This is a genomic window from Streptomyces sp. XY431 (genome assembly GCF_001279805.1).
GTDB classification, from domain to species: domain Bacteria; phylum Actinomycetota; class Actinomycetes; order Streptomycetales; family Streptomycetaceae; genus Kitasatospora; species Kitasatospora purpeofusca.
On the sequence record NZ_LGDO01000054.1, the window covers coordinates 1 to 23821 of the forward strand.

Annotated in this window: 21 protein-coding genes and 1 pseudogene; 8 read left to right on the plus strand and 14 right to left on the minus strand. The window is 73.1% G+C overall.

What is annotated here, in order from left to right:
* From ADK60_RS46290 to ADK60_RS08520, 3 genes and pseudogenes are all read left to right on the plus strand, one after another.
* Positions 1-195 (plus strand): annotated as a pseudogene (locus tag ADK60_RS46290) (SGNH/GDSL hydrolase family protein); the annotation flags it as partial.
* 265 nt (positions 196-460) lie between these two features.
* A complete protein-coding gene (locus tag ADK60_RS41625; protein WP_079008168.1) occupies positions 461-1606 on the plus strand; it encodes an NUDIX hydrolase in 1146 nt (381 codons plus the stop codon).
* A 144-nt stretch (positions 1607-1750) separates the two neighbouring features.
* The gene (locus ADK60_RS08520) at positions 1751-2548 is read left to right on the plus strand and encodes a maleylpyruvate isomerase family mycothiol-dependent enzyme (RefSeq protein WP_053644574.1); all 798 of its coding nucleotides are present in this window, start codon (positions 1751-1753) and stop codon (positions 2546-2548) included.
* A gap of 182 nt (positions 2549-2730) precedes the next feature.
* Here ADK60_RS08520 and ADK60_RS08525 read toward each other — a convergent pair whose 3' ends face one another.
* The 4 genes from ADK60_RS08525 to ADK60_RS08540 form a co-directional block, all read right to left on the minus strand.
* A complete protein-coding gene (locus ADK60_RS08525; RefSeq protein ID WP_045943730.1) occupies positions 2731-3105 on the minus strand; it encodes a hypothetical protein in 375 nt (124 codons plus the stop codon).
* Positions 3106-3262: 157 nt separating this feature from the next.
* Complete coding sequence (locus tag ADK60_RS08530; protein WP_353612740.1) at positions 3263-3655, minus strand: roadblock/LC7 domain-containing protein; 393 nt, start codon at positions 3653-3655, stop codon at positions 3263-3265.
* Between the two features lie 82 nt (positions 3656-3737).
* On the minus strand, positions 3738-4859 hold the full coding sequence (locus tag ADK60_RS08535; RefSeq protein ID WP_053644576.1) for a hypothetical protein: 1122 nt from the start codon (positions 4857-4859) through the stop codon (positions 3738-3740).
* Complete coding sequence (locus tag ADK60_RS08540; RefSeq protein ID WP_030396327.1) at positions 4856-5239, minus strand: hypothetical protein; 384 nt, start codon at positions 5237-5239, stop codon at positions 4856-4858. Before ADK60_RS08540 ends, ADK60_RS08535 begins: the two co-directional genes overlap by 4 nt.
* A gap of 635 nt (positions 5240-5874) precedes the next feature.
* On the opposite strand from ADK60_RS08540, the gene ADK60_RS08545 reads away from it, so the two are divergent.
* Positions 5875-6546: an alpha-ketoglutarate-dependent dioxygenase AlkB gene (locus ADK60_RS08545; protein ID WP_079008169.1), complete on the plus strand. Its 672-nt coding sequence runs from the start codon at positions 5875-5877 to the stop codon at positions 6544-6546.
* Between the two features lie 24 nt (positions 6547-6570).
* On the opposite strand, the gene ADK60_RS08550 is transcribed toward ADK60_RS08545, so the two are convergent.
* The 4 genes from ADK60_RS08550 to ADK60_RS08565 all read right to left on the minus strand — a co-directional run bounded on the left by ADK60_RS08550 (position 6571) and on the right by ADK60_RS08565 (position 10372).
* Positions 6571-7098 (minus strand): nucleotidyltransferase domain-containing protein, encoded by a 528-nt coding sequence (locus tag ADK60_RS08550; protein WP_053644578.1) that lies wholly within the window; start codon positions 7096-7098, stop codon positions 6571-6573.
* 107 nt (positions 7099-7205) lie between these two features.
* Positions 7206-8054, minus strand: coding sequence for a carbohydrate ABC transporter permease (locus tag ADK60_RS08555; protein WP_045943726.1), 849 nt, complete (start codon positions 8052-8054; stop codon positions 7206-7208).
* Positions 8051-9028, minus strand: coding sequence for a carbohydrate ABC transporter permease (locus ADK60_RS08560; protein ID WP_053644580.1), 978 nt, complete (start codon positions 9026-9028; stop codon positions 8051-8053). The genes ADK60_RS08555 and ADK60_RS08560 overlap by 4 nt, the downstream gene beginning before the upstream one ends.
* A gap of 36 nt (positions 9029-9064) precedes the next feature.
* The gene (locus ADK60_RS08565) at positions 9065-10372 is read right to left on the minus strand and encodes an extracellular solute-binding protein (RefSeq protein WP_053644582.1); all 1308 of its coding nucleotides are present in this window, start codon (positions 10370-10372) and stop codon (positions 9065-9067) included.
* Between the two features lie 320 nt (positions 10373-10692).
* Here ADK60_RS08565 and ADK60_RS08570 point away from each other — a divergent pair, with 320 nt between their 5' ends.
* From ADK60_RS08570 to ADK60_RS08580, 3 genes are all read left to right on the plus strand, one after another.
* The gene (locus ADK60_RS08570; protein WP_053644584.1) at positions 10693-11517 is read left to right on the plus strand and encodes an IclR family transcriptional regulator; all 825 of its coding nucleotides are present in this window, start codon (positions 10693-10695) and stop codon (positions 11515-11517) included.
* Between the two features lie 258 nt (positions 11518-11775).
* On the plus strand, positions 11776-12507 hold the full coding sequence (locus tag ADK60_RS08575) for an alpha/beta hydrolase family protein (protein ID WP_053644585.1): 732 nt from the start codon (positions 11776-11778) through the stop codon (positions 12505-12507).
* Positions 12508-12843: 336 nt separating this feature from the next.
* Positions 12844-14502 carry an alpha/beta hydrolase gene (locus ADK60_RS08580; RefSeq protein WP_053644595.1) on the plus strand — a complete coding sequence of 553 codons (1659 nt, stop codon included), beginning with the start codon at positions 12844-12846 and terminating at the stop codon, positions 14500-14502.
* Between the two features lie 230 nt (positions 14503-14732).
* Here ADK60_RS08580 and ADK60_RS08585 read toward each other — a convergent pair whose 3' ends face one another.
* The 4 genes from ADK60_RS08585 to ADK60_RS08600 all read right to left on the minus strand — a co-directional run bounded on the left by ADK60_RS08585 (position 14733) and on the right by ADK60_RS08600 (position 21455).
* Positions 14733-19445, minus strand: coding sequence for a caspase family protein (locus ADK60_RS08585; RefSeq protein WP_053644586.1), 4713 nt, complete (start codon positions 19443-19445; stop codon positions 14733-14735).
* Positions 19446-19602: 157 nt separating this feature from the next.
* On the minus strand, positions 19603-19980 hold the full coding sequence (locus ADK60_RS44610; protein WP_053644589.1) for a hypothetical protein: 378 nt from the start codon (positions 19978-19980) through the stop codon (positions 19603-19605).
* Positions 19977-20531 (minus strand): universal stress protein, encoded by a 555-nt coding sequence (locus tag ADK60_RS08595; RefSeq protein WP_045943718.1) that lies wholly within the window; start codon positions 20529-20531, stop codon positions 19977-19979. Before ADK60_RS08595 ends, ADK60_RS44610 begins: the two co-directional genes overlap by 4 nt.
* 168 nt (positions 20532-20699) lie before the next feature.
* Complete coding sequence (locus tag ADK60_RS08600; RefSeq protein WP_063783093.1) at positions 20700-21455, minus strand: TetR/AcrR family transcriptional regulator; 756 nt, start codon at positions 21453-21455, stop codon at positions 20700-20702.
* A 255-nt stretch (positions 21456-21710) separates the two neighbouring features.
* Between ADK60_RS08600 and ADK60_RS08605 the strand changes: the two genes are divergently transcribed.
* Positions 21711-21950: a hypothetical protein gene (locus ADK60_RS08605; protein ID WP_159400353.1), complete on the plus strand. Its 240-nt coding sequence runs from the start codon at positions 21711-21713 to the stop codon at positions 21948-21950.
* 62 nt (positions 21951-22012) lie between these two features.
* On the opposite strand, the gene ADK60_RS08610 is transcribed toward ADK60_RS08605, so the two are convergent.
* Positions 22013-23383: an MFS transporter gene (locus ADK60_RS08610; RefSeq protein WP_053644593.1), complete on the minus strand. Its 1371-nt coding sequence runs from the start codon at positions 23381-23383 to the stop codon at positions 22013-22015.
* Entirely contained in the window at positions 23380-23772 is a 393-nt protein-coding gene (gene nirD / locus ADK60_RS08615; RefSeq protein WP_045943714.1) for a nitrite reductase small subunit NirD, read from the minus strand. The genes ADK60_RS08610 and nirD overlap by 4 nt, the downstream gene beginning before the upstream one ends.
* Positions 23773-23821 lie beyond the last annotated feature (49 nt).

Sequence of the window (23821 nt, forward strand, 5' to 3'; positions counted from 1 at the left end):
TGGGGGATGGCCACCCGCGGCCCCCGCTGGGTCGCCGACCGCAGCACCGACCTCCTCCCCGGCCTGCTGGCCCTCGCCGCCGTCGAGGGCTGCGCCCGCCTGCGCGGCGCCACCGACCGCCAGAACCACCGAATGACCCAGGCCACCACCACCGCCCTCGCCGCCCTCCCCCACCCCCGACCTGACCTGACCTGACCTGACCTGACCTGACCAGGGGCAGTCGTAGCGGACCCGGGAGGCGCGACGGTTCCGTGAACGGCTCGCGCGGCACGACCCGAACAACCGGACCCTGGGCAGGCCCCAGGGCTCAAGTGCTCCGCCGATCAGGTCGGCCAGGAACCGCACCAGCCCACCGGTGCAGTGCCACCAGACGTTGCTCCACCGGGACCGCTCCGTCCTGCGAGGACACGATGACCTCCGCGGTGGGGAACCGGGGCGGTGGAACGGGGTGTCGTGACACATGACCGGACGGACGAAGGGGGTACGGATGGTGGCGGAGGCTTCGGGCCAGGAGTTGCTGGCGGCGGCGGGGGTGCTGTTCCCGGACGAGCGGGGGCGGGTGCTGGTGGTGCGGCTGCCCTACAACCGGAGGCATCCGGTGGCGGTGCCGGGCGGGGGTTGGGAGCCGCGGGACCGCTCGCCGCGGCGGACGGCGGTGCGCGAGATCGAGGAGGAGCTGGGGTTCACGCCCCGGCTGGGGCCACTGGCCTGCCTGGACTGGACCCGGGACGACCACCGTCCGCCGATCGCCGCCCACCTGTACTGGGCCGAGCCACTGACGCCGGAGCAGGCGGCGGCGTTCACGCCGGACCGTGCCGAGGTGGGCGGCTGGGCCTGGCTGACGCCGGAGCAGGCGGGCCGCGCGCTGCCGCCGCGGCTCTCCCGGCGGGTGACGGCCTGTCTGCGGGCGCCCCGCGCGGCCGGGCCGCTGGAGTTGGAGGACGGCCACCCGGTCGGGCACGTCCTCGATGTGCTGACGCCCGGCGCGGTGCCGGAGTACACCGGCCCGGCGGGGCTGTCGGAACTGTCGGCGTGGTGGCCGCCGACGGCGGGCGACGCGCCGGTCGGCGAGGCGCCGCCACCGCTGGACCGGGACGCCTACTACGCCGGCCTCCCGCGGATCCGGGCCAAGGCGCGGACGGTGTTCACCGACCGGGAGGGCCGGGTCCTGCTGGTGCGGCTGCGGCCGTGGGACCTTCCGGGCGGCGAGGTGCCGTACTGGACCCTGCCGGGCGGCGGCGTCGAGGCCGACCGGGAGCTGCCCCGGGCGGCGGCCCGGCGGGAGGTTCGGGAGGAGCTGGGCTGGTCCTTCGAGCCGGGCCGGCTGCTGGCGCTGGACTGGATGCCGGGGCGGGCGGCGGACCCGGCCGCGGACCGGGATACCGCCATGGTGGTGTACCTGTTCGACGGGGGCACCGTGGGCGAGGAGTTGCTCTCGTCGATCGTGCTGGCCCCGGAGGAGCTGGTCGAGTGGCGGCTCTGCACGCCGGCGCAGGCGCGGGCACTGCTGACGCCCGCCTCCTGGGCCCGGACGGCGGCCGCGCTGGCGACGCGGAACCGGCCGGGCGGCCCGGCCGAACTGGTCGGCGGGTACCCGGCCGACTGAGCCGCAATGCCGTTGCTCCGGGCGCGACATGAACTCCCGGTCTCCGACCGGTCCTCCCCCGAGGACGACGTCCGCGACGGCCGACCGGCGGCGACCGGGAAAAATCGCTGTCCGACCACCGGAGCACGGTGATAGACATCCGGCGTGGAAAAGAATCTTGAGTTCCCCGACCTGCTGCGACTGATCGACGAACGGTCGACCGCCTTCCGCGCCGCGGTCGCCGCCGCGCCCAGTCTCGACGCACAGGTGACGACCTGCCCCGGGTGGACGCTGTTCGATCTGGTGAAGCACCTGGGTGGAGGGGACCGTTTCTGGGCCGCCATCGTCGCCGCGGGGCCCGCCGACGGCCCCCCGGCCGAGGCCGTCGCCGCGCGCGCCGCTCTGGAACTGCCGCAGGAGCGCGAGGCCCTGCTGGCCTGGCTGGCCGCGTCGACGCAGCTTCTGCTGAGCACCCTGCGCGAGGCGGGCCCGGACGCCGACTGCTGGGCGTGGTGGAGTGCCCTGCAGACCCCGCGGACCTCCGGCGGAGTCGCCCGGCACCGCGTCCAGGAGAGCGCGGTGCACACCTACGACGCCCGGCTCGCCGGGGGCGCCCCGCAGCCGCTGCCGCTCGAGGTGGCACTCGACGGTGTGGAGGAATTCCTGTTCGCCGTCTGCGCGACGTCGAGTGCCTGGCCGCACAAGCCCACGGCCTTCGACTTCCACGCCGCCGAGGGCCGCTCCTGGCGCCTCACGGTCGACGGCGACGGCGCACGCTCCGCCCGCATCCCCACGCCCACTGCCGCGACCGGAGAGGCCCCGGACGCAGCCGGCGCCTCCGTCCACGGCACGGCCAGTGAGTTGGTCCTCTACCTGTACGACCGCATCAAGGCCGAATCCTTGCGCGTCGACGGAGACGCAGGGCTGCTCGACCTGCTCCGTGCCTGGGAGCCGGAGCAGTAGGACGTAGCGGGGGCACGGTCGTCCGGCACTGCCGCTGAGCCGTCCTGGTCCGGCCCGTCGGGACCGGCGGCGTCCCACCGGTCCCGACGGGCCGCTCGCGGACGACGCCGCCCCGGCGGCCGACCGGACCACTGCTCGGTCCGGTCGGTCACCGGGGAGTCCGGCGCCGGGAGGGGCGCCGGTCAGACCTCCAGATCGGCCTCGATCCTGGTGAGCTGGTGGCGGGCCATCGCCAGGTTCGCCCGGCCCTTGTCCAGCGCCAGGTAGAGGAAGAGGCCCTTGCCGCTGCGGCCGGTGAGCGGGCGGATCAGGTGGTACTGGCTGCTGAGGGTGATGAGGATGTCCTCGATCCCGTCACCCAGGCCGAGCATGTCCATGGTGCGCATCTTGGCCCGGACCACGTCGGTGTTGCCGGCGGCGGCGACGTTGAGGTCGAAGCCACCGGGGCCGTCGAGGGTCGCGAGCGCCATGCCGCTGTTGTAGTCGACCAGGGCCGCGCCGATGGCGCCCTCGATCACGGTCATGGCCTGCTTGAGCGCGCCTGCGGCGTCGGTCATGTCACTGTCTCCAGTTCGTCGGTGCGTCGGTACGTCGGTGCGTCGGTACGCCGAAAAGTCGGTATGTCGGTGGGTGGAAGTCGGTATGCCGGTATGTCGGTAGGTCGGTACAGCGGTAGGTCGACGGATCGGCCCGCCGGAGACCCGGGGCGGGATGTCAGTACTCCCGGGCGTCCTTGGGCAGGAGCGTGTCGTTCAGGAGCGCGGTGATGCGCTGGGCGGACCGGCGGGCCTCCAGGTGCAGGCGGCCGACGTTCGCGTCCGGGTGGGCGAGGAGGGTGAGCACGCAGCTTCCTCCCGCCGCGTAGGTGGCGACATAGCCGTGCTCACCGCGGACCAGCGACTCCCGGAACTCGCCCTGGCCGGTGCTGTCGGCGAGCCGCTGGGCCAGGCTGAGCGAGGCCGCGGTCATCGCCGCCAGGCTCGAGGGCTCGGTCCCGTGGGTGTCGTGGGCGACCAACAGGCCGTCCACACTGGCCACCAGACCGCCGGCGAGATGCGGTACCCGGTGCTTGATGGCGCGGAGTTCGGCCAGCAGCTCGGTCTCCAAGGCGATCAGTTGTCTCCTTCCGACACGCTGCTTGAGCGCCCGCCTCATGGCCGTGCGGGGGGCGTCGCGGGCGGGGAGTGGTTCAAAGTCTGGCCTCCAGAAGGGTTCGGACCCGGATCAGCAGCGCTGTGTCCGGGTCGGCGGCGGTGAGCGGGAGGGCGGTGGTCCGCGACCCGGACGCGGCCTGCGCCGGTACGGGCGGAGCCGTCGGTACGGCCGGAGCCGTGGGGACGGGCGGTGCCGCGCGGCCGGTGAGCGCGGCGAGCGCCGCACCGGGAACGCGCCGGTGCAGACCGCCGGTCCGTCTCGGCCCCGGCACCGCGCCGACCGGCCCGACGCCCGCGCCCGGCCCGACGCCCGGCCCCGGCCCGACCCCCGCCGCGCACCCGGTGCCGACACCGCTCCCGGTGCCGACGCCCGTCCCGGCGAGCAGTCCGGCAGCGGCGAGACGGCGGACGTCCGCCGTGGTCGCGAACGCGGACCGGCCGAACAGCCGGGCCAGCTCCGCGGCGGTTCTCCGGCCGTCCGCGTGGTCGAGCAGCTCGTACTGGCGCCGGGTCGGCGGGCGCACCCGGCGGGCGTGGCGCCCGGGGGCGGGGGCCTGGGCGGCGGTCCGGCGCAGCGGCACGGTGTCGAGCTGCGCCGAGGGCCAGATCCGGTCGAGCAGGTGCCGCCGGCGTTCGGCCTCCCGACGGAGCCGGTGGGCGCCGACCGCGGCCACCGGGCCGAGCCAGTGCCGCATGCCCGGGGCGAAGGTCCAGGAGGCGAGGGTGGCGGGGGTGTCGAGCAGGAAGCAGGCGGCGTCGTAGAGGGTGCCGAGGTGACAGAGTTCGAGTTCGCCGCGGGTGAGCCTCCGCTGTTCGACCAGGGCTTCGCCGACCCGGGCGTAGGGGCCGAAGCGGTGGACGGCCTCCTGCCAGGTGTCCGGGTCGAGCCGGCCGCTGGTGGTGAGCAGGGCGGCGAGGTCGGGTGCCCGGTCGGACTCGGCGTGGGCGACCAGGCCGTCGACGAGGTAGACGGTTCCGGCGGGGCCGCGCAGAGCCCCGGTGGCCCGTTCGGCGGCGAGCCGTTCGACGGCCGCGCCCGGGGTCCAGCCGGGGTCGACGGCGACCGGGAGCACGGGCGCCACCGGGCCGGCCGGTGGCCGGAAGCCGACCTGGGTGCCGGCGGTGGCGGCCGGGTCGCTGGTGACGGGGTTCGTCATCCGAGCACCAGCTCCTCGGCGAGCGACTGGAGCCGGTAGCGGGCGCCGGCGAGGTTGCCCTCGGCCCGGTCCAGCCAGAGGTGCAGGACGAGCCGGCTGTCGAAGACGGTATCGATGAAGCAAAGCAGGTGGTAACTGCGGCCCGCGGTCAGGATGATGTCCTGCAACGGTGCCTTGCCGTCCTCCGCCGCGGTGAAGGTGGCTCCCTCCACGGCCGCCCGGACCAGGTCGGTCGCCTCCGCTGCCGTGGTGTCGTGGTCGCCGGTCGGACTGACTCCGACGCTGCCAAGGGCGAGGCCGCTGCTCCAGTCGATCAGACCGGCGGCGCGGGCCCCGGCGATCGCCATCGCCTGGGACAGGCACTCGTCGATACCCGGCACTCGGGCTCCTTCGGAGGGGTTCGGGGAGGAAGCGGCGCAGGACACGGCGCAGGGCGTGGCCGTCGGGCGCCGACCGGACCGCCACGACGAGTGGCGGGTTCGACACGGAAGGCTACTGCCGGAACTCGTACGACGAACATTCCAGTGGCATATTCACACCACAACCCGGTGTTTTCGGCCATCCTTTGACGCATCGTCAGCTCTGGACGCCCGCCATCGCCGCTGCCCGGACGCCCGTACGTGATACGAACGAACGAACCACCTGGTGCGGGACCTTGGCCGATTGTCGGCCATGCCGACGGGTTTCGAGCCACGGGTGCGATAGGACCGAGGGCACCCACACTCCGGCACAACGACAAAGCGGCCGCCCCCCGAGGGGGACGACCGCTTCCGTTGGAGCGCCAGGCCCGGGTTGCACGGACTCTTCCTACTGAAAGTAGGACGTGCTCTGGTAGCACCGCTGACGCCTGTTCGAACCGATCCGATCCCCGCTCCGCGAAGATCGTTTCCTTTCGACGGGATGAACACTAGCAGGCGATCGCCCCTGGTCAGAAATCGGTCCGCCCACCCCATCCGACCACCCCACCCATCCCTTCACTCGCATATATGTTCGATTCCAGGCGTAGGCTGGAGCCATGAGCACCACCGCCGCCGTCCACCGCCAGCCGTCCCTGTTCGACGACCCGGGACCGGCCGGGCCGGTCCTCGGGCCGCTGACCGGGCTGCTGACCGGGTCGCCGACCGGGGTGCGCCGGGAGGTCCTGGGAGCGGGCGCCTGGGTGGACGTGCTGCCCGGCTGGCTGCGCGGCGCCGACCGACTGTTCGAACAACTGGCCGCCGAGGTGCCCTGGCGGGCCGAACGCCGCGAGATGTACGAGCGGACCGTGGACGTCCCCCGGCTGCTCGCCTCCTACCGGGAGGCCGACCCGCCGCCGCACCCGGTGCTGGGCGCGGCCCGGACGGCGCTGAGCGCGTACTACCGGCCCGAGCTGGGCGAGCCGTTCCGCACGCTGGGGCTCTGCTACTACCGGGACGGCCGGGACAGCGTGGCCTGGCACGGCGACCGGATCGGGCGCGGGGAGCGCGAGGACACCATGGTGGCGATCCTCTCCGTCGGCGAGCCCCGGGCCCTGCTGCTGCGGCCCCGGGGCGGCGGCGGTCCGGTGCTCCGGCACCGGCTGGGGCACGGCGACCTGCTGGTGATGGGCGGCTCCTGCCAGCGGACCTGGGAGCACGCCGTCCCCAAGACGGCCCGGCCGGCGGGGCCGCGGATCAGCGTCCAGTTCCGGCCGCGCGGCGTCTCCTGACCACAGCGCCGGGCCCTGCGGGCGTTACGCCTCCGCCAGGGCCGCCCGCAGGCGGGCGATGTCCTCGGCGTCCTTCGCCCGCCGGGGGCGACGCGGGTCCCAGACCGGCATCATCCGCTTGATCTCGATCTGCGCCTCGGCCGCGACCACCGGGCAGACCAGCCCGTCGAGCCGCCCCGGCGGCCCGTCCAGCAGCCCGGCCGGCCAGGCCGTCCCGGCCCAGGGCCCGCCGGCCACCAGCACCCGGCCGTCCGGCGCAAGGTCCACCAGGGTAAAGCTCGACTCCAGGCCGTCCTTGACGAAGTCCAGCTGCTGCTCCGGCGGGACGCCCTCCAGCGGCGCGTACCCGAGGGCGCGGAGGCCGGCGGCGAGCAGGGCGGCGTCGGCGGCCGGGGCGAACCAGTCGATGTCCTCGTGGTCGCGGGTCCACGCGCCGAGGAAGAAGTCCATCGCCCAGCCGCCCCGCAGCCAGACACGGGTGCCGAGACGGCGGGCGAGGCCCACCGTCTCGGCGATCTGCGCGAGTTGCCCGTCGGCACGTTCCCGGTCCATGGACCCCACCTCCACGGGCCCGGACGCTACACCCGCCGCAGCCCCTCCGTCACGGCGTTTTCCGCCGAAGGACCGGCCCTGCCGGCTCTCGGGCCGAAAGAGAGGCCCTAGTCCTTGACGGCGCCCGCCAGTCCGGAGACCAGCTTGCGCTGCACCGCGATGAAGAAGATCAGCACCGGCACGGTCATCAGCGTCGAGGCCGCCATGATGCCGCCCCAGTCGTTCTCGTCCGGCTTGAAGAACACCAGCAGCGCGGAGGGCAGGGTCTGGTTCTCGGTCGCGCTGATGATGAAGGTCTTGGCGAAGACGAAGTCGTTCCACGCCGCGATGAAGGAGAACACGCTGGTCGCGGCCAGCCCCGGGGCGACCAGCGGCAGCAGGACCGTCCAGAGGATCCGGGTCCGGCTCGCGCCGTCGATCTGCGCGGCCTCCTCGATCGACACCGGCACCGCGGCGACGAAGCCCCGCATCATCCAGATCCCGAACGGCAGCGAGAAGGCCAGCTGCACCAGGATCAGCGAGGCCAGGGTGTTGAGGCCGATGCCCGGCGCGAACCGGCCCGCGTCGCGGAACATGAAGAACAGCGGGATGGTGAGCGCCTCGACCGGGATCATCTGGGCGATCAGGAACATCACCATGACGGTGGTGCGGAAACGGAACCTGAACCTGGTCACCGCGACCGCCGCGAGGAAGACGACCAGCGCGGAGAGCACCACCACGGACAGCGCGATCACCAGGCTGTTGACGAAGTACCGCCCGAAGCCGTCCACGCTCAGCACCTGGCGGAAGCTCTCCAGGGTGGGGTGGGCCGTCCACGGCCGGGGGTCGAGCGACTGCACCTCGCCCTTCGGCTTGAAGGCCGAGAGCACCATCCAGAAGATCGGGAAGGCGGTGACGACGGCCACCAGGAGGGCGGTGGTGTTGGCGCCGAGGCGCCAGCGGCTACGGGCGTTCACAGTTCGTTCCCCGTCCTGCGCAGCGAGCGGATGTAGAGGACGGTCGGGACGACCAGGACCAGCAGCATGATCACGCCGATGGCCGCGCCCAGCCCGTACTGGGAGGAGGCGAAGGCCTTCTGGTAGGCGTAGACGTTGAGCACGAGGTTCTGGCCGGCGATGCCGCCGCCCTCGGTCATCACATAGATCTGGGTGAAGACCTTGAAGTCCCAGATGACCGACTGGATCACCACGATGGTCAGGATCGGCCGGAGCATCGGGGCGGTGATCCGGCGGAAGGTGGTCCAGGTGTTGGCGCCGTCCAGCGCCGCCGCCTCCAGCACCTCGGCCGGGATCGCCCTGATGCCCGCGTAGAGCGTCACCATGACGAACGGGAAGGAGTGCCAGACGACGACGGCGCCGACGATCAGGAAGGCCGTCCACTTGTCGTAGAACCAGTTGAACTCGTGGAAGCCGTCCAGGCCGATGCCCACCAGGGTCTTGTTGACCAGGCCGAGGTTGGTGTCGAACAGGAAGCTCCACACCGTCGAGCCGGTCATCGCCGGCGCCGCCCAGGCCGCCATCGCGGCGGTGGTCAGCACCAGCCGGGGCACCCGGCCCACCCTGGTCAGCAGCACCGCGAGGGTGGCGCCGACGGCCAGGGTGGCGACGACGCAGAACGCGGCGAAGCCGAGCGTCTGCGACAGCACCGACCAGAACTGCCCGTCGCTCAGGATCCTCCGGTAGTTGCCGAGGCCGACGAAACTCGTCGGCACCCCGCCGGAGGCCTGCGCCTGCCCGAAGTTCAGGACGGACAGCAGACCGAGCTGGTAGATCGGGTAGGCGACCAGCGGGATCATGACGACCGCCGCCGGCAGCAGGAGCAGCAGTGGGGTACGGCGGCGGCCGCGCGGGGGCGCGGCCGCCGCGGCGCCCCGGCGCCGCCCGCTCGGGGAGGGCGGCGCCGCCGGGGCGGTCGTGGTGGGTGCGGACACGTGCGGGACCTGCTCTCTGGATTCCCGGGGGCGGGCTCAGCGGGCGGCGAAGGCCGAGGTGATCTGCGTGGCGGCGTCGCCCGAGGCCTTCGCCACGTCCGCCTTGCCGGTGACGACCTGCTGGAGCATGGTCGGGATGACGGACTGCGCGTCGATCTGCGCCCAGGCCTGGTCCAGCGGGACGAAGCGGGTACCCGCTGCGACGGTGTCGGTGAACGGCTTCAGGAAGGCGTCCTTGGCCGCGACCTTGGCGTTGACCGACTTCAGGGTCGGCAGGTTGCCCATCGCGTCGTACATCTGCTCCTGGTAGCCGGGGCCGGCCAGCAGCTGGGCGAACTGCACGGCCAGGGTGCGGTGCTTGGCCGCCTTCATGACGCCGAGGTTGTTGCCGCCGGCGAAGGCGGGGGCGATGGTGCCGGCCTTGGCGCCGGGCAGCGGGACGACCGCGTACTTGCCCTTGGCCGCGCCCGCGTCCACCTTGCTGCGGCTGGAGTTGGGCAGGATCGCCATGGCGGCCTTGCCGGCCGCGAACAGGTCGACGGTCTTGCCGCCGGTGAGGTCGGCGCACTGCTGCGCCGGGCAGCCGGCCTCGTCGAAGAGGTCCGTGTAGCGCTTCACCCCGGCCTGCGAGGCGGCCGAGTCGATCGCCGCCTTGAACTTGTCGCCGTCCTTGGCGGCGATGTCGCCGCCCGCGTCCCAGACGAAGGGCAGCGCGCCGAAGGTGTACTTGCCGCCGATCGCGATGCCGAAGGTGTCGGAGTGCGCGGCGTGGATCTTCCGGGTGGCGGCGACCAGTTCGTCGTAGGAGGCCGGCGCGGCCAGTCCGGCCTCGGTGAACAGGTCGGTGCGGTAGTACAGCGCGCGCACACCCACCCACCACGGCAGGCCGTAGGTCTTGCCGTCGAGCACGGCGGTCTTCGCGATCGCCGGGTCCAGGTCGCCCTTGTCCGCCCACTGGTCGAGGTCGGCGCCGATCTCGGCGAGGCCGCCGGCCGCGACGTAGCCGGGCAGGTCGGTGTTGCCGAACTCGACCAGGTCCGGGGCGCTGTTGGGGTCGTTGAACGCGCCCTTCATCTTGGCGGCGCGGGCCGAGGCGTCGGTGTCGATGTAGCTGACGTTGACGGTGACGCCCTGGTGGGCCGTCTGGAACTCGGTGACCGCCTTGGCGACCACCGCCTCCTTGGCGGCGTTGCCGGCCTCGTTGTACAGCCAGACCTGGAGGGTGCCGCTCTTGTCGTCGGCGGCCTTCTCCCCGGCCGGGACGGCGGTGCCGGGTGAACAGGCGGCGGCAAGACAGGTGGCGGCGAGGACGGCGGCCGCGGTGGTCAGTCTGACGATGCGCATGGGTGGGAAGCCTCCCCTCCCGACAGCTGCCGCCGGGACGCGCCGTCGCGGACGGGCACGTCGCAGCAGGCCCTGACCGGGGCCGATGGTGGATGTGGGGGTGGTGACGCGGGTGGGTACGGCAGTGCGGCCGCTCTGACGGGCGGCGTCGCCTGCTCGATGCCAGGGACGTTAGGCGGGGGCGCGGACGCCCAACAAGAGCCGATTCGGGAAGTTTTGCAGTGCACAACGCTGTATCGAAAACGCGGCCCGCATGCCCGTAGGGGGTACGGTTCGACAACCGCCGCAGTCGGACGGCGGAACGAGAGGGGAACGGACCGATGACGGAGCAGACCGCCGCCACCACCGGGAAACCGCGGAAGGCGGCGGGCGAGCGCAACCAGTCGTCGTCGCTGCGCCGCGCGCTGTCCGTCCTCGGCTACGTCCGCGACCACGGCGACGGGCGCGGCGTGCCGCTCGCCCAGCTCGCCGAGGCGCTCGACCTCAACAAGTCGACCGTGCTGCGGCTGACCGGCCCGCTGCTCGACGAGCACCTGCTCGACCGCGACCGCGAGACCGGCTGGTTCCGGCTCGGCCACGGCTCGCTCCGGCTCGGCCAGGCCTACCTCTCCACCCTCGACCTGCGCAGCGTCGCCGCCGAGCACCTGCGCCGCCTCCAGCGCGAGGCCGGCGAGACCGTCCACCTGACCGTCTGGCAGGCGCCCGGCATCGTCTACCTGGACAAGGTCGAGGACGAGACCAACGTCCGGATGGCCTCCCGGGTAGGCAGCCGGGCCCCCGCCTACTGCACCGCCACCGGAAAGGCGATCCTGGCCTGGCTCCCCGAGGAGGCGGTCACCGAGGTGGTCGCGGCCGGGCTGCGGCCGGTCACCGCCTGGACCATCGCCGACGAGCCCCGGCTTCGCGCCGACCTCGCCCGGATCCGCGCCCGCGGCTACTCCATCGACGACCGCGAGAACGAGCCTGAGGTCCGCTGCGTCGCCGCCCCGATCTTCGACCACACCGGCGAGGTCACCGCCGCCCTCTCGATCTCCGGCCTGACCTCCCGGATGACCGCCGCCCGGGTCCGCGCCCTCGGCCCGGTGGTCGCCCAGGTCGGCCTGCGGATCTCCCGCGAACTCGGCTCCGACCGCCCGGTCGGGTGAGGCGAACGGGCCCGCTCCGGCGTCCGGCCCCGGGAACGCTTCGGCATCCGGACCCGGGAACGCGAACGGGCCCGGTACCTGAGGAGGTACCGGGCCCGTTCGACCGTGGAGCGCCAGGCCCGGGTTGCACGGACTCTCCCCACTGAAAGTGGGACGTGCTCTGGTAGCACCGCTGACGCCTGACGAGAGATCATTCTCTCGCGACAGGAAGAACAGTACCAGTCCGGAACACCCGCCCGAACCGCAGGAGAACCACCCATGTCCGTCACCACCCCGGCCGAGACCGTCGAGTACGCCCCCGGCCGGTTCCTGGACGTCCACCGCCCGGCGGCCGACCCCGCCGGGCCCCGGCCCGTGCTCCTCCTCTGGCACGGGAAGGCCCCCGACTCACGCTTCGAACTCGCCCCGCTCGCCCGGGAGGCGGCCGGGCACGGCCTGCTGGTGCTCACCCCGGACTGGCGCTCCGACGCGGAGGACAGCGGCCGCGCCGATCTGCTGGCCTCGCTGGAGTACACCCACCGGCACGCGGCCGACCACGGCGGCGACACCGCGCTCGGCCTCGTCCTGGCCGGCTGGTCGATGTCCGGCCGGGAGGCGATAGCCGTCGCCACCCAGCGCGACCTCGCCGAGGACCGCCGCCCCACGGCGGCCGTCGGCATCGCGTCCAGCTACGCCCGCCCGTCGGTCACCACCGGCGAGGCACCCCTCGCCGCCCTCGCCGACCGGCCCTCCCCCGTCCCGCTGTTCCTGGTCCACGGCACCGGGGACGACCTGGTCCCCGCCGACACCACCCGGGCCCTGGACACCGCCCTGCTGACGCCGGCGGCCGAGTTCCTCCAGCCCGAAACCGACCACGCGGGCGTCATCCTGACCGAGTACGACCCGGCCCTCGGGCACTGCGTCGCCGCCCGCGCACCGCACGCCGTCGAGGCCGGCCGCGCCACCGCCGCCCTGCTGGCCCGCGCCGCCGGACTCCCGGTCCGCGTCTGACCGGAGCGGGCCCGGGAGACGGGCCCGCCTCCCGGGCCCGGGGAAACGCGAACGGGCCCGGTACCTCTTCAGGTACCGGGCCCGTTCGACCGTGGAGCGCCAGGCCCGGGTTGCACGGACTCTTCCCACTGAAAGTGGGATGTGCTCTGGTAGCACCGCTGACGCCTGACGGGGGATTCTGTTCGTTTCCCTCGCGACAGGAAGAACAGTACCAGGTCGGAGCGGGTGCACCGGACCACGAACGGCTGCCGCCGCCGAACCGCCGTGCCATCACAGCTTCATAACGTCACGTCAGCTGAGTGGATGTGACATTGCACATATCACATCATGCTCACCATGAGAAAAGTCATCACCTTACTGTCCGCCGCCACCGCCATCGCCCTCCTCGGCGGCGCCGCCGCCGTCGGCGTCGAGCCCGGGGCCGACGGACTCGACGACCGGAGCGTGCTGTCCGACACCGGGCAGGGCACCCTGGCCTGGAGCTCCTGCGAGGACCCGGCCGCGCCGACGCTGCAGTGCGCGATGCTCGACGTGCCGGTCGACTACTCCGACCCGCGCGGCCGGAAGATCAAGATCAAGCTGAACCGGCTCCCCGCCACCGCACCCAAGGACAAGCGCCAGGGCCCGATCCTGCTCAACCCCGGCGGCCCGGGGAACTCCGGCCTCTGGATGCCCGCCTTCATCTCCGGACAGATCCCGGCCGACGTCGCCTCCACCTACGACTGGATCGGCTTCGACCCGCGCGGCACCAACGGCAGCGAGCCCCATGTCGTCTGCGACCCCGACTACTTCGACGCCGAGCGCCCCGACTACCAGATCGACCAGGGCACCGCGAAGGCCTGGCTGAAGAAGGCCGCCGGCTACGCCTCCGACTGCGCGGCCGACTGGTCCTGGCTGCTCCCCCACATGACCACCGTCGACAACGCCCGCGACATGGACAGCATCCGGCGGGCACTCGGCGAGCCGAAGATCAACTTCTACGGCGGCTCCTGGGGCACCTCGCTCGGCTCCACCTACGGACAGCTGTTCCCGTCCCGGGTGCGCCGGATGGTGCTCGACAGCATCGTCGGCCCGACCACCACCTGGTACGAGCACAACAAGCTCCAGGACAAGGAGCACCAGCGCCGCTTCGAGGCCTTCACGGCCTGGACCGCCAAGGCCGACTCCGTCTACCACCTCGGCACCGACCCCGCCGACATCCAGCGCGCCTACGACCAGGTCGAGGCCGCCCTGCGGACCGACCCGCTGGACGCCGCCCCGGCCGTCGGGAAGATCGGACCGGCCGAGTTCGAGGACACCTTCTACGGCGGCGGCTACAACTTCCTCCGCTGGCCCCGGATGGCCACCGTGCTCTCCGCGTACGTCACCCAGCACGACACCCGGCCGCTCGCCATCGCCTACAACCGCTACGCGGCCCCCGGCGCCGACGACGGCTCCTTCCCCGCCTACAACGCGGTCCAGTGCACCGAGAACGCCTGGCCGCGCGACTGGGAGTACTGGAAGAAGGACCAGGCCAAGGTCGACGCCGTCGCGCCCTTCTACACCTACAACAACATGTGGTACAACGCCGCCTGTATGTTCTGGCCCTACGAGGGCAACCGGGCCGGCCGACTGAAGATCACCGGCAAGGGCCTGCCGCCCGTGCTGCTGTTCCAGTCCACCGAGGACGGCGCCACCCCCTACGAGGGCGGGCTCGCCATGCGCGACGCGCTGCCCAGCGCCAAGCTCGTCGTCCAGGACGGCGGCAGCTTCCACGAGATCCTGTTCCACGGCAACGCCTGCCTGGACGACACCTTCACCGCCTACCTCCGCGACGGCAGCCTGCCGAGCGGCAAGGGCCGGATCGCCAAGACCTGCGCCCCCGGCGCCGAGCCCGACCCGGTCTACGTGACCCCGCCCCCGGCCGCCAAGTCCCTCACCGGCGCCACGGGTTCGCCCGACGCCGCCCCGCTGGCCCCGACCGACCCCGAGGCCGTCCGGGGCATGCTCCGCTGACGCGACTGCAGGAACGCGAACGGGCCCGGTACCTGGGAAGGTACCGGGCCCGTTCGACCGTGGAGCGCCAGGCCCGGGTTGCACGGACTCTTCCCACTGAAAGTGGGACGTGCTCTGGTAGCACCGCTGACGCCTGACGGGGGATTCTGTTCGTTTCCCTCGCGACAGGAAGAACACTACCAGGTCAGAACGGGTGTCCGAACCACGGGGAACGGGCGGGTGACTGCGGGTCACTCGTAGACGACGTCCCCGGCGAACGTGAAACCCATCGCGCGAAGCCGCCGCGCCACATCGGCCGGATCATGTTGGCGACCCGCCAGCCGGAGTACGTCCACGAGGGAGACCGGGCGCTCCGGACGCGGTCCCCCGCCGAACTCCGGCACCAACGCCACGGCCTCCTGCAGTGCCGCGATGCCGTCCGGCAACCGGTGGCCCAGGTCGGCAAGCCTGGCCACCACCTCACCGGGCGGCAGACCGGTTTCCGCCGTACACAACAGGACGTGCCAGACGTCCAACGGTTCCCCCGTCCGTAGCCAAGGCGCCTGCCCGCTCTGGTACGCGCTGAGAAGCAGAAGGTCGTCGGAGTGCACCGTCTCGGGAAGGAACGAGGGGTCGGCCAGCGGGTGACCGAATTCCGCCAGCCGGTCGGCGACCTGCCGGGGTGACCGGTCCCCCAGCCTGCCGGCGGCTCGCAGGACATGGCCCACCGGCACCGGCTGCCCCGGCGGCAACCAGGGTTCACGCCAGTTCAGGTCCGCACTCAGGATCAGGAGGTCGTCCGGCAGCGCCCGGTCGGGGACCTCGATGCCCTCGGGCACCCGGTAGCCGAGCTCCATGAGCCTGTCGACCACGACTCTCGGCGAACGCTCCCGGAAGTGCGCCACCCACAGGACATGTCCCATCGACACCTGGGCACCGGCCCTTCTCAGCGGCCCTACCGACCCCTCCTCCTCGGCGATGAGCAGCGCCATGTCGTCAGGTACCGGAGCCGACGGTCCACTCGCGCCTCCCGCCACACCGTGGCCGAGCTGCGCCAGCCTCGCGATGACAGCCGCCGGTGTGCGGTCGAGCCGCGAAGCAGCCGACAGAACATGCCAGGCCGACACCGCTTCCCCGGTCTCCAGCCACGGACTCCTCTCGTCGAGATCACGACTCAGCACCATCAGGTCGCCTTGTTCGACGTTCGTCGGCACCGCCGGGCCTGTGTAGGCGTGGCCGAGTTCCGCCAGATCCCGCACGACGTCACCAGGGCGACGTCCCGTCCGCTGCGCCACGCTCAGCACCTGCCGCAGGGACACCGGACTCCCAGGAGCCAGATCCAGGGCACGCACGAGTCCCACGGCCTCAGGAGACTTCGGGAGTGCCAGCTGCTCCACCGACCCGTCGACGAGGGCATTCAGCCGGTCCACCACCGCTTCCGGTGCGAAGCCCAATTTGTCGGCGGCCGACAGGACATGTCGGAGCGATACGGGCTCCTCCGGGTCGAGCCACGGAGGTTGCCCATCGAGGTCTCGACTGAGGATTCCGAGATCGTTCACGTCGAAGGACTGCGGGAGTCGATGGCCCGCCGGCAACCGGTATCCAAGCTGCGTGAGCCGGACGCCCACCTCACTCGGTGGGCATCCGATCCGCTGTGCCGCAGCCAGAATGTGCCCGAGCGGCACCGGTGCGGCCGAATCCAACCAGTCGGAAATCTCGTTCGATTTGGAGGCCTCGAAACTGCGTGCCCCGTGCAGTTCCCTCGACTGAAGGACGAACCGGTCGGTCGGCCTGGCCACCGGCATGCCGGTACTGGCTGCTGCCTTCACCCCGGGGATGCCGGAGCCGGCCCACGCCAAGGCCCGCCAGTCCTCGATGTGCCTCGGGACACCGACGAGATTGCCGATCGGATTGGGAACGGGCGCATCACGCAGTCCGAGGAGCGAGGCATCCGAAGGGAAGCACCCCACGGCGGTGACGTCCACCTCGTGGCCGCGCACGGCCCACGGCCGGTATGCGGCGGCGACCGCCGACTCGGCAATGGCGTCGGCCAGGAGAGGGTCATGGTCGACCAGTTCCGAGAGCCAGTCGTGGGTGAGGACCCGGCTTTCCTGGCGCAGAAGCGCCGGAATCTGCTCGCGCAGCAGTCCGGCTACGTAGTCGGTGTCGTAACTCAGGACACGGGTGCGGTCGACGGTCAACCTCGGTGCCTGAAGCCCCTTCAGATCGACCACGGCTCCGAACAGTCGCTCCCCGGCCCAGAGGCCGTCCGAGAGGACTCCGCCCCAGGAACTCAGCCACCACATGCCCGGACGCTCCGTGGCGTCCACACGGACCTCGGCCAGCTCAGACCTGTCGGGACCGCCCTGGTCGTCCTCTCCCATGGGCGCGAACGGCGACAGCACACCCGCCTCCCAGAGCAGCCGCTCCTCCTGGTCCTCCGCCGTCACGTCGTACGGGGCGATCCACAGCAGCCGCCGCAGCAGATCCGTGCACGACGGCGCCGTCTCCGGACTCCGCAGGTGCAGCCGGACGACGGTGCCGGCGTCGTGGCCCCGTCCCAGGTTGCGGATGCGGAAGACCGAGCCCGGGCCGGCGATGTCCACCTGGAGGCGGTCGCCGGGGTGGCCGTCGCGGTCCAGGCGGCAGGTGGTGACCGAGATGTCGTCGGCCATCATGAAGTAGCTCAGCACCCCGATGCCGAAGCGGCTGTTGGGGTGGAACTCAATACCCTCGGCCCGCCAGGCCGCCTGCTCGTCGAGGAACTCGGGCAGGTCGGCGAAGCGCATGCCCGCGTAGGAGAACACCTCCCGCAGTTCGCGCTCGCCCATGCCGATGCCGTTGTCGCGGCACTCCAGGTAGGCCTGGCCGCGCTCGTCCACGCCCCGGCGGAAGTCGATCCGGCCCGACCAGGCGGGCACGTGCGGGTCGCGGCGGCGGAGGTAGGTGGTGCGGGCGTCCCGGTAGCGGCAGGCGTCGAGCGCGTTCTGGTACAGCTCGCGGATCGCCAACGCCTGGTCGCCGTAGAGCTGCTCCCCCATCAGGAGTTCCTGGATCCGGTCGTCCGCGAGCCGGAACCGCAGGTCGGTGGACTCGTAGATGGGCCGCCCCCGCTCGTCCGCGGCGGCGTGGACCTGGTCGGCGGTCGCGTGGACCGGCAGGTCCTGGAGCGGGGCGAGCTGGGGGTCGGCGCCGGCATGGAGGTCGATCGCGCCCAGCAGGGTGTCCAGCGCGGCGGCGTGCTGGCGGAGCGCCAGGCCGACCGCGGGGTGGTGGCAGGCAGCGGTGAGCACCCTGGTCCGGCCGCGCGGGTCCCAGCGGGCGCCCTGGATCGTCCCGTGCAGTTCGGCGAGGTCGACCGCGTACGAGATGCCCAGGTGCTCCACCACGACGTCCGGCAGCCGCAACGGGTCGACGGCCAACTGGTGCGCGACCGCGAGCAGCGCGCCGAGCAGTTCCTCCCGGACGTACTGCTCCGCCTCGGTGGCGCCGGCCAGTTGGCGGACCGGACGGATCGCGGTGGTGTCGTAGGAGGTCCGGAGCGAGCGCAGCAGGCTCGGGAGGGCGTCCAGGGCGAACAGTTCGGCGACCAGATCCCGGTCCCCGGGTGCCGTGAGGTGCTCGGTGAGCGCGCCGACCGGTCCGCGCAGGCCGGTCAGGACGTTCTCGTGGTGGCCGCCCGGCCTGCCCGCCAGCCACTGGCGGAACAGCCACCAGGCGATGCCCGCCGTCCCCGCCGCGTCGCCGCCGCGCTCGGCCTGGGCGGCGCGCCGGACCAGCCGGGCGCGGCCCGTGACGAACTGCTCGTAACCGGCCCGGAGCGGGGAGGGAGCAGCGGCCGGTGCGGCCGACGTCGCCAGGTCGGTGGGCCCGGCCGACAGCGCCTCGACCGCGACCCGGTTCGCGCAGGCCACATGGGCGAAGGGCGCGGCCACCAGGAGCGCCGCCTCGGCCGGGGCGAGCGCCAGCTTCTCGGCGTTGAGCACCTTCGACAGCAGCCAGCCCAGCCGGCCGGACATCCGCTCGGCGAGGTCGGTCAGCCGCCACGGGTCGTCGGCGAGGGCCCGGTCGTCGGCGGCCGCCAGCGGGGCGAGCCGCTCGACCAGGGCGGTCACGGCCGTGCGCATCGCCTCGGCGCCGGGGCCGTCGACCACCTGCCGCCAGGCCGGGTGCTCCCGGGCCCGGACCACCCAGGGGTGCTCCCCCGCCGCGCCCGCGGGCTCGCGGTCCGGCCGCTCGAACAGGACGAAACCGTCGAGCTCGCCCTCGGCGCGGACCCTGACCTGCTGGCGCGGGCACTCGTGTTCGCTCGTGAGCGCGTCCACGGCCGTCTGGAGCTGCTCGTGGAGGTCGGCGAGGGTGCTCGGGCCGGTCTCGCTCGCCACCACGGTGCTGAGCGCCCGCGAGAAGAGGCTGAACGTGGTCCCGCCCGCCGTGGCGTAGCGGGCACGTTCGCCGGGCGAGCAGGCGTAGACGTGGCAGTAGTGCCGTCGCCCGACCCGGCGGACCTTCGCCTCGGACCAGCCGACGGCGTTGCTCGGCGCCATCTCCCGCATGACGATGCCCTCGCGGCAGGCGTCGACGAGGACGGCCACGTCGCCGGCCAGGCTCTGTTCGACGTACGGGGCGAAGTCGAGCGCCAGGCACTTGCCGCGGAAGTCCCGGGCGCTGGTGAGCGCTCCCCTGGGGACCAGGTAGTCCGTGCCGTCGTGGTGGATGCCGTGGCCGCTGAGGTAGACCAGCAGCGTCTGGCCCGCGGTGGCCTGCTGGAAGAAGGTCTCGACGGCAGCGTCGATGCTCTCCCGGTCCGTCTCGTCGGGCTCGTGGACGACCACCTCGTAGCCGGCCGAGGACAGCGCCTCCTCCAGTTCGGCGAGGTCGTCCCGAACGAACGGGAGGTCGGTGATGTGCTCGTCACGGTATTTCGGCACGCCGATCAGCAGTGCCCGGAAGGATCCCTTCATCGTCCGCTCGTCGTCCGCGCGGGCGGGTCGATCGTCACGACCGCATGCTTCGCCTGCTCGACCAACGCGTTCCCCATCCCCAGCGGCTGTCAGCGAGATGACACATCATAGGTCGCTCGCCCACTCGGGCCGCCGGGGTTGTCGAGCGGTCCGGCTGTCAGGCCGCGAGGTCATAGCGGCCGCCCGGGCGCCGGTAGCGCGGGCGCCGGCCGTGCGGGGCCGCGAGGAGGGCGGCGGTGAGGGCGGCTGCGGTGAGGAGGAGGACGTGGGCCGCCTCGGCGGCCGGGGCGGTGAGGTCGAGGGCGCCGTGCCGGTGTTCGACGAAACCGTTGTGGAAGAGCCAGGCCGCCGGTCCGATCAGCGGGGCGGCGGAGGGGCGGGAATGGCCGCCGACGGCGGCGCAGAGGGCGGCGTAGGCGGCGAGCGCGACCCAGGTGGGACGGAGCTCGCCGAGGAGGGCGAGGACGGGCAGCAGCGCGGCGGAGGTGGTGAGGGCAATCGCGGCGGACATCGAGGGAGCGAGACGGGCGGTCACACCGTCACCGTCAGCCGGGTCCGGGGGTGGCGCTCCATGGCCTCCAGTTCGCGCTGGAGCGGCGGTTTCGGGACGGCCAGCACCGGGCAAGCGGCGTGCCGCACGCAGTAGGCGGTGATCGACGGGTGCAGGGTGCGGGCGAGCAGGCCGCGGGGGCCGGCGCCGAGGACGAGCAGGTCGTCCGGCCGGTCGGCGCAACGGACCAGGGCCTGCCCGGTCTCGCCGCGGACGGCGACGCTGCGCAGTCGCACGCCCGGCCAGGTGCCGCCGAAGGCCTGGTCGAGGGCCTCGCGCAGCCGGGTCGCGGCCGCGTCGCGGCAGGCGGAGAGGAGCGGCGGGCAGGGCGCCCGGCGGTAGCCGAACTCACCGCCGACCGGGGTCCAGCAGTGCACGGCGAGCACCTCGGCGTCGAGCCGGCGGGCCTCGGCGACGGCGCGGTGCAGGGCGGCGAGGCTGCCGAGCGAGCCGCTGACGCCGACCACGATCCGGCCTCGGCCGTCGTCCTCCGGCGCCCCCGATTCGTTGGGGAGGGCTGTCGGCTCGTCCGCCATGGCGCTGTCCGTCCTTCCGACCGGTCACCGGTCGCTGATGACCGGTGTCGTCGGTGCCAGCCAAGCCCGGCGGACGGGGGAAGGGCGGTTCGTTGACGGAGCTCTGACGCGGGCGGGGCCGGTCCGTACGGGTTCCTGACGCCGGGGCGGTCGGGTGGGGGCAGGCTTTCAGGCGGTCGGCGGTGCGTCGGCCGGTGCCGCCGCCGGTGCGTCGGCAGGGGTGTCGGCCTCCCAGAGCTCGGCGAACAGCCGGTCCAACCGCTCCTCGCCGACCGGCGGTACGGGCAGCGGGTGGGTGGCCCGGGTGCGGAAGCCGTCGAGCAGCAGCGCGAGGTAGCGGCGCCACAGGTCGGCGCGCAGTTCGGTGGCCACGGGCAGGGACCGGCAGAGCGCGCCGAACATGAACAGCAGGTCCACGGTGGCGATGTCGGCGCGCACGGTGCCCTGCTGCTGCGCGCGGGCGACGAGGGAGCCGACCGTCGCGGCGTTGCGCCGGCTGGTCCCGAGCAGTCCGGGGACGGTCGGGACGGCCCGGGTGACCAGGTCGTTGATCCCCCGGTCCGCGGCGACCAGTTCGAGGATCCGCTCGAAGTAGCCCTCGATCGCGCTCCAGGCGTCCTCGGTGGCCAGCGCCTCCTCCGCGGCTTCGGCGAGCAGGTTCGCGGCGTTCGCGAAGACCTCGCCGACCAGGGCGTGGCGGGTCGGGAAGTGCCGGTAGAGGGTGGCGTTGCCGACGCCCGCCTCCTTGGCGATCTGGTCGAGCGGGACGTCCAGCCCGTGCCGCGCGAACAGGTCGCGGGCGGTGGCGAGCAGGAGGTCGCGGTTGCGCCGCGCGTCGAGCCGCAACCGCGCGGGGGGACGAGGACCGTCACCGGGACCACTGGAACTGCCGGGACCGCCGATGCCCGTCCTGCTCACTGCCATGCCCCGACCCTAACAACGCGGGGGGCCGCCGCCCGCCCGGCCCCGGGCGGGCGGCCGGGACACCACCGGAGGAGGAACAGGTGGTGGCGGCGGACGCGGAGGACCGGGGTTGACCTGCGGTGACGCCGGGCGTCCCAGGGGGGTTGGGGGCTTTCGGGCGCCGGTTGGGCGGCGCCAGGATGCCGGTGATCGCACACGCGGCCCGGCGACGAGCCGGGCGTGCTGGTCCCTCGCGCGATCAACAGGGTCCCCGCGGTGGACCAGGTGAACCGCCGGATCAACCTCCCGTTCGCGAGCAGCCCCTTCGGGTACGTCCTGAGCAACACGGTGCGCAGCGCCGACCGGTACAGCACGGACGCGCACGGCAACGCGCTGCGTGCCCTGTTCGGCCCGACCGGGTGGATCTGCCGGTTCAACGGCGGCGCCCCGGCCGTCCGGAGCTACGGCTTCCTCACGCTGTCGCCCGGTGCCTGCGGCGCGGTCGTGCACATCTGAGCCGCCGGACCGCCGCCGGCCCCGGGCGCGGTGGTCCGTGCCCGGGGCCGAGGGTGTCGCGGTCAGCGCCGGGCGCCCGGGCGGAGCCAGACGGCCCAGGTGAGGGCGGAGCAGCACAGGTAGGCGACGAGGAAGGCCAGGTAGGCGTCGTCTCCGTTGCCGCTGCCGAGGAAGGACTGCCGGAAGGCCAGGTTGACCAGCACCCCGCCGAAGGCGCCGATCGCGCCGGCCAGTCCGATCAGCGCGGCGGTGCGGCGGCGGGCGGTGGCCTCGGCGGCGGCCGGGTCGGCACCGTCGGCGACGGCGAGGCGGGCCCGGCCCTCGTAGTGGGCGGGGATCATCTTGTACGTCGAGCCGTTGCCGATGCCGCTGAGGACGAAGAGCGCGATGAAGCCGGAGAGGAAGAGCGGCAGCGAGCCGGCCCGGGAGGCGGCCAGGACGACGGCGGTGCCGGCGCCCATCGCGACGAAGGTGACCAGGGTGACCCAGGGGCCGCCCCAGCGGTCGGCGAGCCGGCCGCCGACGGGTCGCAGCAGCGAGCCGAGCAGCGGACCGAGGAAGGTGAGCGCGGCGGCCTTGACCGGGGTGTCGAAGCGGTCGTGGAACTGCACCTGGAGCACCTGGCCGAAGGCGAACCCGAAGCCGATGAACGAGCCGAAGGTGCCGATGTACAGGGTGGAGACGGCCCAGCCGTAGGGGTCGCGGGCGACCTCGCGCAGCGAGCGGTCGGCGGGTGCGCCGGGCTCCCGGGGCGCGGTCGGCAGGTTGTCCATCCGGCCCCGGGCGAGGGCGGCGGCGGCCAGGATCAGCGGCAGGTAGATCAGCGGCAGCAGCCGGGGGTGGGCGGCGCCGGCGGTGGCGAGCACCAGCAGGCCGAGCAGTTGCACGGCGGGGACGCCGAGGTTGCCGCCGCCGGCGTTGATGCCGAGGGCCCAGCCCTTGAGGCGGTGCGGGTAGAAGGAGTTGATGTTGGCCATCGAGGAGGCGAAGTTGCCGCCGCCGACACCGGCGACGCAGGCCACCGCGAGCAGGGTGCCGTAGGAGACGCCGGGGGTGAGGACAAGCGCCGCCAGGCCGGTCGGGACCAGCAGCAGCAGGGCGCTGACGACCGTCCAGGTGCGGCCGCCGAACCGGGCGACGGCGTAGGTGTACGGCAGCCGGAGCAGACCGCCGAGCGCGGTCGGGAGGGCGGTCAGGGTGAACTTGCCGGCCGGGTCGATGTGGTACTCCGGGCCGAGGAAGAGCACCAGGACGGACCACAGGCTCCAGACCGAGAAGCCTATGTGCTCGGAGAGGACGGACAGGATCAGGTTGCGGCGGGCCGTGCGGGCACCGGTGCGCTCCCAGAACTCGCGGTCCTCCGGGTCCCAGTGGGTGAGGGTGGGGGCGCCGGCCGTCCGCCGGGCCGGGCGGGTGCCGAGGGCGGTGGTCATGCCCGCTCCTCCTTCCAGGAGTTCCGAGGATTCGGGGAGTCGGTCGCCGCGGCGCGGACCGGCCACCGGCGGAGCACCGCGGGGGTGCCGTCGGGGGCGGTGTCCTCGTCCAGGCAGCGGCCGTCGGTGAGGTCGAAGGTCTGCTTGTACATCGGCGAGGCGAGGGTCGGCCGGCCCGCGCGGCTGCCGAGCAGGCCGCGGGAGAGCACGTGCGCGCCGCTGAACGGGTCGCGGTTGTCGACGGCGTACAGCGCGCCGGAGCGGTCGACGAACAGGGCCACCTGGGTGTCGGTGGGGGGCAGCAGGACGGCGACGCCGCGGCCCGGTTGCAGGTCGTCGAGGCTGCAGACGGGCTGCCAGCGGGTGCCGTCGTGGATCTCCACGGTCACTTGGCGAGCACCTCCAGTCGGGGGCCGGCCACGAGGACCGGGGCGGGGG